General features: G+C 66.9%; 8 protein-coding genes. 2 read left to right on the plus strand and 6 right to left on the minus strand.

What is annotated here, in order from left to right; translation table 11 throughout:
* Window positions 1-175 precede the first annotated feature (175 nt).
* Both LHA26_RS14315 and LHA26_RS14320 read right to left on the minus strand, forming a co-directional pair.
* Window positions 176-3,736 carry a heparin lyase I family protein gene (locus LHA26_RS14315; RefSeq protein ID WP_252166265.1) on the minus strand — a complete coding sequence of 1,187 codons (3,561 nt, stop codon included), beginning with the start codon at window positions 3,734-3,736 and terminating at the stop codon, window positions 176-178.
* Window positions 3,737-3,928: 192 nt separating this feature from the next.
* Window positions 3,929-5,260, minus strand: coding sequence for an O-antigen ligase family protein (locus LHA26_RS14320; RefSeq protein WP_252166266.1), 1,332 nt, complete (start codon window positions 5,258-5,260; stop codon window positions 3,929-3,931).
* A gap of 132 nt (window positions 5,261-5,392) precedes the next feature.
* On the opposite strand from LHA26_RS14320, the gene LHA26_RS14325 reads away from it, so the two are divergent.
* Window positions 5,393-6,382 carry a glycosyltransferase family protein gene (locus LHA26_RS14325; protein ID WP_252166267.1) on the plus strand — a complete coding sequence of 330 codons (990 nt, stop codon included), beginning with the start codon at window positions 5,393-5,395 and terminating at the stop codon, window positions 6,380-6,382.
* A 143-nt stretch (window positions 6,383-6,525) separates the two neighbouring features.
* Complete coding sequence (locus tag LHA26_RS14330) at window positions 6,526-10,947, plus strand: heparin lyase I family protein (protein ID WP_252166268.1); 4,422 nt, start codon at window positions 6,526-6,528, stop codon at window positions 10,945-10,947.
* Between the two features lie 148 nt (window positions 10,948-11,095).
* Here the strand turns inward: LHA26_RS14330 and LHA26_RS14335 are convergent, their stop codons facing one another.
* The 4 genes from LHA26_RS14335 to LHA26_RS20075 are packed head-to-tail and all read right to left on the minus strand — an operon-like array spanning window position 11,096 to window position 13,863.
* Window positions 11,096-11,815: an SDR family oxidoreductase gene (locus LHA26_RS14335; RefSeq protein WP_252166269.1), complete on the minus strand. Its 720-nt coding sequence runs from the start codon at window positions 11,813-11,815 to the stop codon at window positions 11,096-11,098.
* Between the two features lie 2 nt (window positions 11,816-11,817).
* Window positions 11,818-13,125 (minus strand): AMP-binding protein, encoded by a 1,308-nt coding sequence (locus LHA26_RS14340; protein ID WP_252166270.1) that lies wholly within the window; start codon window positions 13,123-13,125, stop codon window positions 11,818-11,820.
* Window positions 13,109-13,372, minus strand: a complete 264-nt coding sequence (locus LHA26_RS14345) for an acyl carrier protein (protein WP_252166271.1) — start codon at window positions 13,370-13,372, stop codon at window positions 13,109-13,111. Before LHA26_RS14345 ends, LHA26_RS14340 begins: the two co-directional genes overlap by 17 nt.
* Window positions 13,369-13,863, minus strand: coding sequence for an acyltransferase (locus LHA26_RS20075; RefSeq protein ID WP_302898014.1), 495 nt, complete (start codon window positions 13,861-13,863; stop codon window positions 13,369-13,371). The genes LHA26_RS14345 and LHA26_RS20075 overlap by 4 nt, the downstream gene beginning before the upstream one ends.
* Window positions 13,864-13,984: the final 121 nt, after the last annotated feature.

Here is a 13,984-nt window from a genome sequence, read left to right on the forward strand (position 1 = left end):
TTTTAAGCCAGTCCGTTTACCACGATCCGGCTATAGCTGTCGCGCGTGCACAAAGTCTTAAAAGGCCGGGACGCGGCGCTTTCTCGGCCGCTGTGGCGGCCGCGTCACCGCCGGACGCGGAAAGGGCCGGACGCATGTCGCGCCCGGCCCATCCTTGAGCCCCGACTGGGGAAGATCAGAAGAGGAAGTCGGTGGCGGCCAGGCTGTGGTGCCCGTCGAGACGGATCGAGAAATCCGCCACCTTGTCCCCGTTCAGATCGCCCTGGACGAAGCTGTTGCCGTCGATATCGACCACATGCACCGCCCCGGCGACACCGTTGAAGGCATCGGTGCCGAGGAAGGTGAAGCCGGCATGGCCGCTGATCGCATTGGCCATGGTCGAGACGTCGATCTTGTCGCCCTGGTGGAAGTCGGTGATGCGATCGGCCAGCTTCGTGTCGGCCGCGGTGTCGCCCAGGCCGAACCAGAAGACGTTGTTGCCGCCGCCGCCCGTCATAACGTCGCTGCCGCGACCGCCCATGAGCAGATCGTTGCCGGCGCCGCCGATCAGCGTGTCGTTGCCGAGGCCGCCGTCGAGCAGGCTCGCCGCGCTCCCCGCCACCAGCTTGTCGTCACCGGTGGTGCCGGTGAAGCTGTTGCCGATCTCGCTATGGGTCGAGGCCGCCACCGCCGTGACATGGGCCAGCAGATCCGCGCCGGGATCGGCCTGGCTCGTCCCCGTCAGCGCACCCTTGGCGGTGTAGCTGGAGGTGCTGACCACGCTGTGGCCGTCGCTGCCGAAGCGGGTGACGCTATAGCTGCCATCCGCGTTGGTGAGGCGATAGCCGGTGGCGGTGCCCGACGCATCATATTGATAGCTGGCGGTCAGGCCATGGACATAGTCCATCGCCGTCAGCACATGGCCCGCGGCATCGGCGCGCATGCCGTAGATCAGCGTGCCGTTGGCGCTGCGCTCCAGCGTCTGCTGCGCATAGTCGCGCCCGGTGATGCCCAGCGTCGTCTCCGCGCGCGTGCCGTCGCTCGCGTAGAAGGTGGAGCTGGTCACGGCCCCCGTGCTGGTGGAGAACACGTCGCGCGTGCTGCCATCCTGATATTTGATGGTCGTCTCGGTCACCTGGCCGTTGGCGTCGTAGCTGGTGCTGCCCACCAGCGTGCCGTCGATGGTGCGCGTCACCGTGTAGCTGCCATCGGCCTTGGTGTTGTGCGTCACCTGGATGTTGCCATGATCCAGCTCGTCCATCGTCTTGGTGGCGCCGCTGTAGCGCTCGATCTGCAGGCGGTTGCCCAGATGATCGAAGGTCTGCACCTGGTGATCGTAGCTCTGGTTGGTGATGGTCTGATCCAGCTTCAGCAGCGCGCTGGCATCGCCGCTGACCGCATCCGTCTTCAGGCTCATCTGAAGATCGGCCATGGTCGCGAACACATGCACCGCGGGCGCCTTCACGGCCACGCTGTCGGGCTGCGAGATCACCGGCGCCGCCGCCTTCACCACCACGCTGGCGGCGTTGGACACGCCGGTATGGCCGGCCGCGTCCGCCATCACGGCGGTGAAGTTATGCTGGCCCGCGCCGCTGATCTGGATGATCTCGGCGAGCTTGCCGGTGCCGTCCACCACGGTGGTGCCGACCACGGTGTTGCCGTCCATGATCGTCACCGTGGCGCCGATATGGCCGGTGCCGGTGAAGGTCACGGTGGCCACGCCATTGTCCTGCGACGTGACGGCGGCGGCGAGCGTCGGCGCCAGCGAGTCCAGCGCCGGGGTCATCGCGACCGGCTGGGTGCTGGCCTCGATCGCGGCCTCCTTGGCGAGCGCCGCCAGCACGGGCGCGGCCGCCGCCGGCGCCGGATTGCCCGTGTCGGTTCCGGTCAACACATTCTTGTTGGTGTAATATTTGGTCGAGAGCACGGTGCTGCCATCGGCGCCGAAGGTGGTGATGCTGTAGCTGCCATCGGCCTTGTTCATGCGGTAATTGTTGAGCGTGCCGCTGGCGTCATAGGTGTAGGTGGTGTTGGCGCCGGTCGCGTCGGACGCCCACACCAGATGGCCCGCCGCATCGAACCGGCCCTGGCTGAGCAGCTTGCCCGCCGCGTCGTAGACGATCGTCTGGCTGACATAGGTCTTGCCGGTGAGGCCGTAGCTGTTCTCGATGCGGCCGCCCGCCGCCGGATAGGTGATGGTCTTGTTCACCGTGCCGGTGGCGTCGAAATAGACATATTGCTTGCCGCCATCGGTGAAGTAGACCTGCCGCGAGGTCTCGATGCCGTTGGCGCCGAAATTGTCCGCCGTCACCGTCTTGCCGGCGACATTGTGGATGATCGACGAGGTGCCGTCCGCCGCATAATTGTGCGTGACGGTCTCGGTGCCGCTATAGGTCTGGTCCATCGTCAGGCGGCCGGCCGAAAAGCGCTGCATCTCCAGCAGCGTGCCCGACGCATCATAGGTGCGGACCTGCTGATCGTAGCCGCTGCCCGCCACCGTCTCGGTGAGCTTGAGCAGCACCGTGCCCTGGATCTTCGCGAGGAAGTCCGTGGCGTGCAGATAGCGGCTGAGATCGACCGAGTTGCTGACGTTGATCACCGGCGTGTCGGTGATCACCACCGCGCCCAGCCCGGTGTCCTTGGACAGCGTGTCGAACTGGCTCGCGATCGAGGCCGCCGTGCCGATCACGACATGCATCGCCTGCGAGGTCACGCCGGCGCGGCCGCTATCGTCCACCGCGGTCGAATAGATATTGTGCGTGCCCGCGCCCGAGGTCTGGACGGTCAGGCTGACATGGCCCTGCGCGTCCGCCTTGGCGGTGCCGATCAGCGTCTTGCCCTCATAGACATTCACCACGGCATTGGCCTTGGCGGTGCCGGTGAGCGTCACGCTGTAGCTGCCGGCGGCGGCGGCGGCGGGGGCCGCGCTGGTCACCAGCTTCGCCTGGGCGAGCAGCGCATTGACCGCGTTGGTCTGCGGCAGCTGCTCCACCACCGTGCTCACCGCCAGCGTCGGCGCGGCGATGAAGTCGCTCGCGCTCGGAATGCTGACGTCGCTGCCGGTGCTGATCTTCAGGTTCGAATAGTCGGCGGCGATCGTCTCGGTGGCGTTGCCGTCGCGATAAATGCCTTCCGCCCAGTAGACGCCCTTCATCGAAGGATCGCCGATCTGGCCCGAATAGTCGGCGATGGTCACGCCGTCGCGGGTCACCACGATCCGGCCCACCTTGCCCGAAGGATCGGTGATCGCCTTGATGTCGAACTGATACTGATGGCCGCGATCGATGTCGTAGGGATCGGAGAAGATCGTCTTCTCGACCTGCTTGCCATCGGCGCCGGTGTAGCGGACGATGACCGTCATCTTCTCGCCGTTGAGGCCGATCGCGAAGGGGGGCGGGCCGGGGCCAACCGAGTCCAGATCCTGGTGCAGCTGGCCGAGCACGACCCAGCTCGCCGTGTTCGGCGGACCCTTTTCCAGCGTGAAGCCGTAGCTGACATGCAGCGGCGTGCCGTTCAGCGCGACATTGTCGCGCGTCGCCAGCTCAACCCGGCCGACATTGTGACCGACCGAGGCGTCCCACCAGTTATTGTCGCCCTGGTGCAGTTCGAAACGCACCGTGTTGGCGTCCGGCGCACTCATAGCATAGCTTTGAGCAGCACCCTGATAGGAGAAAAGATAACCTGCCATGTCGATCGAATAATAGCCAGTGAGATTGGCATTCCACTGGCTAACAGTATAGACGGGTTTGGTAGCCACTGTTCCGGTTCCTTGTCGGGGAGACCGTTTCAGCTAGCGTTTCAATGCCGAACATCCGGTGTCGGGAAGTGGTTAAATTTCTGCTCTCGACGTCCGCAGGCCCCGAGAATCGGCCGGATTTCGGGCGATTCGCCCCGTCCCGCCGGGGGCTGGCGTTAGGCTTTGGACCTTTGGCGAAGCGGGGCTCGCGGGTCAGTCCCGGCCGCGCCAGCCCGGCTCCTGATCCCGCCGCGCGCTCGCCCGCAGCCCGCGTCCCCAGAGCAGGCCGAGCAGCACCGCGCCGAGCGTGACGATCGCCGGCACGTCCAGCGTGATGTCCACGGTGGAGGCGGCGCCGATGATGGCGAGCCCGACAAAGGCCGCGCGCACCACCGGATCGTCCTGCCGCTTGAGCCCGCGCAGCGCCACCACGAACATCAGCAGCACCGTGCCGCTGAGCAGCACCGCATAGGGCCAGCCACCCTCCAGCACCATTTCGATCAGCGAGTTATGGGCGGAGTTGATATACCAGAAGGAGAAGGCCTCGGCGGCGGAGTGGAGCGTGGCGCGGTTCATCTCCTCGAAGCCGATCAGGCCATAGCCGAAGGTTGGCGCGGCGCGTGCCAGAGCCGCATAGTGGCGCCAGATGGCGATGCGGTCGAAACTGTCGTCGCCGAGCGTCACGAAGCGATGGATCGCCGTCGCGCCGAGCAGGCTGCCCAAAAGGATCGCCAGCGCGGCGGTGCCGAACAGAAAGGCGAGACCGCGCCCGCGCCCGAGCGCGCGCCGCACCACCGTATCCCGCAGCACCATCACCGCCAGCGCGACCAGAGCGAGCGTGAGGCCGGCGCGCGAGCCCGAGATGGTGATGACGCCCAGCCCGAGCAGCACGCCCAGCACGCAGCCGATCCGCGCCAGCGCGGCCTTGAGGCTGCGCGCCGGGCCGTCGCGGAGCAGCGCCTGAACGCGGCCGAACGCCAGCACCGTCGTCACCGCCGCCACGCAACCGCTGGCGTTGGCGTTGATCATGGTGCCGCTGAAGCGCAGCCCCGTGATCGACTTGTCGTAGCCGAACACGCTGCTCGGATCGATCTGCCGCGCCATCAGGCCGATCAGCATTTGGAGGATGCCGAGCAGCACCAGCCAATCCACCGCGCGCCGCGCGAGGCCCCGGCGATGGCCGACAATGCCGGCGGCCATCAGCATGGCGGCGCCGCCCGCCAGCCGGACGAAGCCCGGCAAAGCGAGATCGGGCGTCGGCGTCACGTCCGGCGCCAGCACCGGCACCAGCCCCCAGAGCACCACCAGGCCGAGCGCGATCAGACCCGGCGCGGCGGCGCGCCAAAAGGTCGCGCCCGGCCAGAGCAGCAGCAGCACGAGCAGCGCGGCCGCGATCTCGGCCATGGCGGCGAGCACGGCGAGCACCGGCCCATTGGCGCCCAGCGCCAGCAGCTCGGCAAAGGTCAGGAGCGGAAGCAGCGCCACCGCCGCGCGGACCCGGGTGGAAGACCAGGGAAGCGCGCCCTGACTCATCATCTTCGTCATGCCAACTCCTGCCTCGTGTCCCGCCCCCGGCGCGATCCGGATCGGGATGGGTCGCTCGGGCCCGCCCGCTTGTCACCGCCGGGCCGACGTGTCACGCATCGCCCATCCTCAGCAATAGGGAATAGACCTGTCATGGAAATCGTCCTGCTGACCGTGCGGCCGGCGAAGAGCGACTTCCGACTGCATCTCGCGCGCGAGCTGCAGGCCCTCGGCCATGCTGTTACCTATATCTTCCTGAAGCGCCATCCGGAGATCACGGACATGGCGACGGGCGAAACGGTGCGCTGGTCGCTGCCGCGTCTGGTGCGCTGGTTCGCCGTACTGCGGCGGCGGCGCCCTGCGGCGCGGCCGATCGTGTTCAATTCCACCAACCTCGCCTTTCCCGGCCTGTCGATTCTGCTCCGCGCGATCAGCGGGACGCGCTGGTGCCTCGATCTGCACGACGATCTGCTCTACAATTTGCGCGGCGCGGCACGCACGCGCGCGGCCACCGCGCAGCGCCTGCTGGTCGCCTCCTCCGATCTCCTCGTCCATGCCGCGCCCAGCCTGAAAACGCTGTTCCCGCGCTCGCACCATCTCGGCAACGGCTCCTCGCTCCAGCCCCTGCCCAAGACCGACGCCGACGAGCGCCATGTCCTCATCCTCGCCAGCCTCGACGGCCGTTTCGATTTCGCGCTGATGCGCGCGGCGGCGGCGGCGTGCCCGGATCGCGTCTTCGAGATCTGGGGCCGCGTCTCGCAGGATGATCCGGCGATCGCGGCGGCGCTCGAGCGGCTCGTCGCCGACACCCCCAATATCCGCTATAACGGCCCCTATACCGATCCCGAACTGCCCGCGCTGCTGGCGCGCTATCTCGTCGCCTTCGCGCCCTACAAGGTGGGCGACCGGCTGACCGAGTTCATCGATCCGCTGCGCTTCTATCATTGCCTCGCATCGCGCACCGGGCTCGTCTCCACGCCGATTCCGCAGGCGCTCACAATGGCCGACCAGATCGTGCTGGTGCGCGATGCTGCCGAGGTGGATGCCGCGCTCACGCGCGCCGCCGCCGATCGCCCCGCGGGCGGCCGCAGCTGGGCCGATGTCGCCAAGAAACTCGTTCCGCTGCTCGAAACCATTAATTAAAAAAGCAATTCTTAACACTTTTCTGCGGTGCAGCGCGGAAAGCGGCTCATTCTAGCACAGCTGCAAGGCTACCGTTTGTTAACCGGATTGTCCTGAGGGCGCCCGCCCTGCCATCTGGCTCGTGAAGCGAGATGAGGTGTGGCGTGACTCTGATTACTCCTGATGATCCCAGCGGATACACCCTTGTGGGGGCGCAGCAGAGCTGGAGCTGGAGCGCCACGGACTCGAGCACCTTCCGGTTCGAGGTGCGGCCCGGCGATGAGGTCGCCTATCGCGGCGGCCTCGCCGATGAATCGCAGATTTCCGTCGCCATGCCGGCGGCCAACGGCATCCCGACGCATATCGGCTTCGATCTCACGGTCGAACCGGGCGATCCGAACGACGCCAGCTATCTCGTGCTCGGCGAGCTGGCGCAGACCGCGTCGGACGGCAGCGTGCTGCCGCCGCCCTATGAGATCGGCCTGGTTGGCGACCAGCTCGTCATCTACGCGCGCTATATCGACAGCAGCGGCACGCTGCGCGCGGCGCAGGTCTATACCGATGTGAACAATCTGGTGCGCGGCCAGTCCTATCACATCGATATCACCGCCGTGCTGGATCCGGGCGGCAATGGCCGGCTGGTGGTCACCCGCGATGGCCAGGTCGTCGCCGATTATGCCGGCGCGCTGGGCTATACCGATGTCGCCACCTCCAATTGGGAGGAGGGGATCCGCCGCGCCACCAACGCCAACACCACGATCGCGGCCGATTTCGGCCATACCAGCATCGACATGGGCGACAGCGTCCAGCTGCCCGCCACGCAGACCACCTTCATCCCCGCGCCCACGCTGCGCATCAACACGATCACCGTGGCCGATGCCGCCAACGATCTCTACACCGTCAAGCTGTACGGCGCCGGCGTGTGGCGCGCGCCCGTCAGCATCTATTCCAACGGCCAGCTGATCGGCACCACCACCGCCGACGCCACCGGCAATTACGCCCTTTCGGTGCAGGTGTCCGGCGACGGTCTGCACAATATCTTCGCCGTGTCGGACGATGGCTCGGGCCGCATTCCCTCCGCCTCCTATCCGGCGACCTTCACGATCGAGAGCGCGAGCGACCCCGACGTGAACACCGTGGGCAACCACCTCGTCGAGATCGCGGGTGAGACCTATTGGGTGCAGAATGCGCTCAAGTCCTACAGCCTGACGCAGCCCGAGCCGGGCGTGATGCGCTTCGAGGTGCATCCCCGCGACGTGTACTTGTGGGATTTCCAGAACAACCACGCCACCACGCGCAGCGAGCTGTGGGGCCAGAAGGTCTATAACGACGGCACGCCGATCCAGATCAACTACAGCCTGATGATCGAGCCGGGCGACAAGAACACCTCGGCCTTTCTGGTGCTGGGCCAGCTGCACCAGGACAATGACTCGGTCACCGCCGGCGGCGAGCCGGACTTCGCGCTCGGCATGACGGGCGAGCATATGACCGTCACGCTCAACGGCACCGACGCCAATGGCAAGGCCGTGACCAAGGTGCTGTGGACCGATCCCGATGCGATCGTGCGCGGCCAATATTACAACATCCAGATCCAGGTCGTGATGGATCCGAGCGGCAATGGCCGGCTCGTGGTCACGCGCGATGGCGTCACCCTGGTCGATTATACCGGCTATACCGGCTATGCGACCGAGAAGGGCGTCTATTGGAAGGAAGGCATCTACCGCGACTATAAGGCGCAGGAGACGATCGCCGCCAACTTCAAGGATCTCGTCGTCACCAGCGGCAGCGACGTGACCTTCCCCGACAAGGCGGACTTCATTCCCGCGCCCGTGCTCGCGGTCAGCGCGGTGCAGCTCACCGGCGACAATGTCTGGACGACCGTGGTCAACGGCACCGGCAAGGCCGGCACGCTGGTGACGCTCAAGGAGAATGGCAGCGTCATCGGTTCGGTGACGATCGGCGACGACGGCAGCTTCCAGACGGTCGTCACCATGACGGGCACCGGCACCCACGCCATCTCGGCGGTCGCCACCGATGGCACCGGCCGCAGCGGCCCCGCGTCCAACTATATGCGGATGGAGATCGGCACCGCGTCCGACATCGTCGCGCGGATGGACGCGATCGCCGATGCCGGCGGCATCGGCGCCGTCGTCCTCACCGATACGCATGCGCTGCCGGTCGCTTCGATCTCGCAGATGAACACGCTGATCAACCGCGATGCGTCGGTCCTCGCCAAGGTGCAGGGCGGCTATAATTTCGCGCTCACCACCTTGTCGACCAGCACCGCCTACGACACGCAGGTGGAAACCTACGACCCCACCGGCACGCTCGTCGATCGCAGCCGCTTCCTGCACGGCACCAAGATGTACGAGCAGACCTTCTCGGGACAGACCAGCGTCGCCACGACCTGGGCGGCCGATGGCAGCTACAATCAGGTGACCACCGTCGCCGGCAAGACGCTGCTGACCCAGAGCTTCGACTCCGGCGGCCATCTCACCTCCGAAGTCGTCACCATGCCCGATGGCGGCCGCGAGGTGGACACGTACAACGTCAAGACCGGGCTGATCAGCAAGGCCACCGTGAGCCGCGTCGACGGGCAGCGGATCGACGTGACCTATGGCGTCACCAATCAGAATTACGTCACCCAGGCCAATGTCATCATCGGCGGCAAGACGGTGATGACCGGCCGTTACGATGCGTCCAACCGGCTGGTGCTCGCGATCGATGCGGTCAGCGGCTATACCGGCGCTTCCACCTATGATCCGGTGTCGGGCATTCTCGCCACCTACAAGCTGATCGCGCCGGATGGCACCTTCAGCGTCAGCACCTATGGCGCGGACGGGCGCACCGTCACCGGCACCAATTATTACACCTCGCGCGGCGTGCTGCTGAGCAGCGACACGCGGCCGCCGGCGCTGATCGTGGACGGCATCACCAAGACGATCAACCTCGCCGCCGGCCTGGCGCCGAGCCTGGCGATCGCCTCGATCACCGCCAACGCCGCCACCAGCGACTATAGCGTCCTGCTCGGCGGCTTCGGCCAGGTCGGCAGCACCATGGCGCTGCTCGACAATGGCGCCGTGATCGCGGCCGGCAAGGTCGATGCGACCGGCCATGGCGGCTTCCTGCTCACCGGGCTCAGCGCCGGGGTGCACAGCCTTCAGGCGATCGGCACCGATGGCGCGGGCAACAGCCTTGTCGGCGCCGCCACGATCGACATCGCGGTGGGCACCACCGCCGCGATCGTCGGACAGCTGGATGCGCTCGCCGCCGACAGCGCGCTCACCACCATCATGATCAGCGATCCGCGGCCGATCGCGCTCACCAGCATGGCCGATCTCGCCCGCTATCTGAGCTACAGCGCCGTCTTCGCCAAGGCGCAGAGCCAGACGCTCTTTTCGCTCACCGAGAGCGTGACGGCCGGCAAGGGCTATGACCAGCAGGTGCGGCTGTTCGATCTCGGCGGTCAGATGGTGCTGCTGGAGCGCTACGCGGCGGGCTTCCAGACGCTGGCGCAGACCTTCCATGGCGATCTCTCGGTCACCAGCTTCATGGCGACCGACGGCTCCTATGGCTCTTCCTACACCATCGCCGGCAAGAGCGTCGGCTCGGTCAATTACGACGCCACGTCGCACATGATCGCGTTGCAGGAGCGCTTCGCCGATGGCTGGTCGCATCGCGACACGATCGATCCGCTGACCGGCAAGATGACCGGCAGCATCGTCTACCAGCCCGATAATTCGCGCCTGGAATGGACGATGGTGACGGGACGCGATTATGCGCAGCAGGTCACCAGCCGCGATGCCACGGGCAAGATCCTGTTCACCGCGCGCTACGATGCCGCCGGCCATATCGTGCAGTTCAGCGATACCAGCGTCGGCGGCGCCACCACGCTGCAATATGGCAGCTCGGGCGTGCTCGCCAGCGACAAGGTGATGGCGGCCGATGGCAGCTACAGCGTTACCAGCTTCGCCGCCGATGGCGCGACGGTGACGGGCACCAACTATTACTCCGCCAAGGGCGTCTTGCTGAGCAGCGATCTTCAGGATCCCGGCCATGCCCGGCTGGTCGCGATCAGCAGCGCGGTGGCGATGGCGTCGGGCCATGCCCATACGAGCGGCGTGCTGATCGGCACCAATGCCGATGATACGCTCACCGCCACCAGCGCGGCCACGCTGCTGGTCGGCGGCACCGGGACCGATGTGCTGATCGGCGGCGCCGGCAATGATCTCATCATCGGCGGCCCCGGCGCGGACATCATGACCGGCGGCGGCGGCAAGAATGTCTTCTGGTTCGGGCCGGGCGACATCGCCGCGACGAGCGCCACCACCGGGGCGGATCGCATCACCGATTTCGGCCAGGGCGATCGCATCGATCTCTCGACCATGGAGAATCTCGTGGCCGGCCGGGTCGGCTTCCACTTCATCGGCGCTTCGGCGTTCGACGGCGTGGCGGGTGCGGTCCACCTCTATGAGACGGGCGGCAACACCTTCATCCAGGGCGATCTCAACGGCGACAAGGTGGCGGATTTCACCATCCAGCTCGATGGCCATCATGTGCTGAAGGCGACCGACTTCTTCTTCTGATCCGAGCGGCGGGGGCCGGGCCGCAGCGCGGCCTGCGCCTCCGCCCCGCACCACGAAAAACGCCGCGCGGGCAGGGGCTCGCGCGGCGTTTTGTCCTTTGGGAGAAGGCAGGGCGCCGGGCCGGAGCCCGCCGCCGCCGGAAACGGCGTCAGGCGGTGCTGCCGCCATCCACCGTCAGCACGGTGCCGGTGATCGTCGCCGCGCCGGGAGAGAGAAGATAGGCCACCGCCGTGGCGACCTGGTCCGGCGTGGGCAGGCCGAGCGGCGCGCGCCGGCGCACCGACTCCAGCTTGTCGCCCTGCAGCGCCTTGGTCATCTCGGTTTCCATATAGCCGGGGGCGACGCAATTGACCGTCACCTTGAGCTTGCCCGCCTCGCGCGACAGCGAGCGCGTAAAGCCCTCCAGCCCCGCCTTGGTGGCGCCATAGACGGCAAGGCCATGGAAGCCCGTGCTCGCGATGATCGAGCTGATGTTGATGATCCGGCCTTCGCGGCGCATCAGCATGGGGCGCATCATATATTTGGTGAAGATGATCGGCCCGGTCAGATTGGTGGCGATCAGCGTCTCCACATCGGTGCGGTGCATGGTGGCGAGCACGCCATCCGTGCCGATGCCGGCATTGTTGACCAGGCCATAGATCGGCCCGCGCTTCTTCAGAATGTCGCGCGCGACCTCGGCCACCTGGTCCAGATCGGACATGTCCAGCGGCTCGTAGGAGAAGCGCTCGCCATATTCGGCGCTCAGCGCGTCCGCATCGTCGGGCTTGCTCCGGCTCAGGCCGTGCACCGCATAGCCCTGTTCGAGCAGCAGCTTGACGATCGACGCGCCGAGACCGCGCGACGCACCCGTGACAACCACTGTCTTCATGCTCAAATCCTCGAGATCTTGCCGGCCGCCGTCACCTCGAGCGCGTCCACGACGCGCACGGTGGCGGGCTGAGCCTCGCGTTGCAGATGGACGCGGCACCAATCCTTCACCGACTTGCGCAAAGCGTCGCGATCCGCCTCCGGGTCGCGCGGCGCGATGGTCAGGCTCAGCACGGCGCCGACAATGGGGTTGGGCTTGGCGGTGACGACGCATTCGGCGACGTCGGGATGCCGGGAGACGATCTGCTCGACATCCTCGATCTGCACCTTGGTGCCGCCGATGTTCACGGTCGAGGATTCGCGCCCGAGAAAGCGCACCCGCTCGCCGACCTGCTCCACGCGATCGCTGGTGCAGAGATAATTGTCGGCGTCGCGCTGCATGTGCGGCGCGAGATCGCGCGTGGCGGCGCCGGGCGGCCGCGCCCAGAGCAGCCCGTCGACGATCTTGAGCTGCACGCCGCCCACGCCGTCGCGCAGATAGCTGGCCGGAAAGCCCGCCTCGCCGTCGGTCACGGCGAAGCCCACGCCCACCTCGGTCGAGGCATAGACATGGGTGAGGCGCGCATCGGGAAAGCGGCGGCGCAGCTGGGTGAGCAGCGGCTGGTCGGCGATCTCGCCGCCGAGCGTGACCTGCTTGAGCGCCAGCCCGTCCGCCTGCGGCAGCATCAGGATCTTGCGCCAGAGCGAGGGCGTCGCGGAGAGATGCGTGCAGCCCTGCGCCGCGAAGCGCGTCAGCCGCTCGGGCAGCGGCTCGTCATAGGCGGCGGCGAGCAGACGGCCGCCGCCGAGCAGCGCCTGCAGCACCACCTGGAGCCCGGCGAAGCGGCTCGGCTCGTACAATAGGCCCCAGATCGGCACGGCCATGCCGGCGCGCGGCGGCCGCACGCTGCGCGTCAGCGTATCGAGATCATGCGCGACGATCTTGGGCACGCCGGTGGTGCCCGAGGTCGTCATCAGCCAGCGCGTCGCGCCATCGGCGCGCGGCGCGGCGGGCGCGGCCTCGATGGTCCGCGTCTCCGCGTCGCGGATCAGCCGCGTGCACCCGGCCGCCGCGGCGCGTTCGGCGGCGACGTCATCGGGCAAAGCGGGCGCGAGCAGGAGCAGCGCGCTCGCGCGCCCGTCCAGCGCGAAGAGGTGCCGCACGAAGAGCAAAGGATCGTGCAGCTGCAAGGCCACGGCCGAACCGGCGGCGATCGCCGGCAGGTCCGCGTGCAGCGCCTCTGCGACCGTCAGCCGGTCGATCGCGTCCTCGACGAGGACATGATCGCCGGCCAGGCCGGTCGCGGCGAGCCGATCAGAGAGGCGCGCCACTGGCGTGTTTCTCGTAGAACGCCACAAAGTCGCCGAAGGTGCGCGGATAGACCGCGTTCTCGTCGGCGGTAAAGGGATCGAAGCCCAGCTCCTCGTCGAGCGCGGTCACCAGCACGGCGAAGGCCATGCTGTCGAAGCCGGTCTCGAGCAACACCGTGTCGTCCTTCAGCTCGGGCGGCGGCGTATCGTGATCCTCGCTCCACATCTCGTTGAAGAGCTGGAGGATACGGTCCCTGATCTCGCTCATTGCTGGTCATCCGTTGCTGGAGTGGCGGCGGGCAGAGCGGCCGCGCTGGCGCCCGCGATCCGCTTGCCGAATTCGCCGGTCATGATGTCCTTCTCGATCACGCGGGCGGGATTGCCCATGACGATCGAGTGGGACGGAACGTCGCGCATCACCACCGCGCCGGTGCCGATGATGCAATGGTCGCCGATGGTGACGCCGGGCATGATGGTCGCGCGGGCGCCGATGAAGCAATAATCGCCGATCCGCGTCTCGCGGTGCACGCCGTTGACGAAGTCATGCGTGAGAATCGCGGAGCCGAAGGCGCAGGCGCTGTGCTTGCCGATGATGACGCCGGCCGGATTGGTCCGGTCGATCTTCGTGGTCAGCGAGACCCGGCTGCCTTCGCCGATCTGCGTGCCCCACAGCACATTGTAATAGTTGCGAACGAGCCCAATCAGCGTCTCGTGCGCCTTGGTGCGGATGCGAACGAGCGGATTATGTCGCGTCTTCATGTATCTGCTGGCCCCCGGCTGATGATGGCCGGCCACCCCGCGCCGAAACGGGGGTGCGCCGGGCGACGCCCTGGCGTTTCTGCATTGCGGGGGCGCATGCGTCAAGTCGAGCGAACGAGTT

Source organism: Sphingomonas morindae (assembly GCF_023822065.1).
Taxonomy (GTDB): Bacteria; Pseudomonadota; Alphaproteobacteria; order Sphingomonadales; family Sphingomonadaceae; genus Solisphingomonas; species Solisphingomonas morindae.

Excerpts from the sequence above, each read along its gene's own strand:
- LHA26_RS14320 (WP_252166266.1), bottom strand. The coding sequence starts at position 5,260 with ATGACGAAGATGATGAGTCAGGGCGCGCTTCCCTGGTCTTCCACCCGG.
- LHA26_RS14325 (WP_252166267.1), top strand. The coding sequence starts at position 5,393 with ATGGAAATCGTCCTGCTGACCGTGCGGCCGGCGAAGAGCGACTTCCGA.
- LHA26_RS14335 (WP_252166269.1), bottom strand. The coding sequence starts at position 11,815 with ATGAAGACAGTGGTTGTCACGGGTGCGTCGCGCGGTCTCGGCGCGTCG.
- LHA26_RS14345 (WP_252166271.1), bottom strand. The coding sequence starts at position 13,372 with ATGAGCGAGATCAGGGACCGTATCCTCCAGCTCTTCAACGAGATGTGG.
- LHA26_RS20075 (WP_302898014.1), bottom strand. The coding sequence starts at position 13,863 with ATGAAGACGCGACATAATCCGCTCGTTCGCATCCGCACCAAGGCGCAC.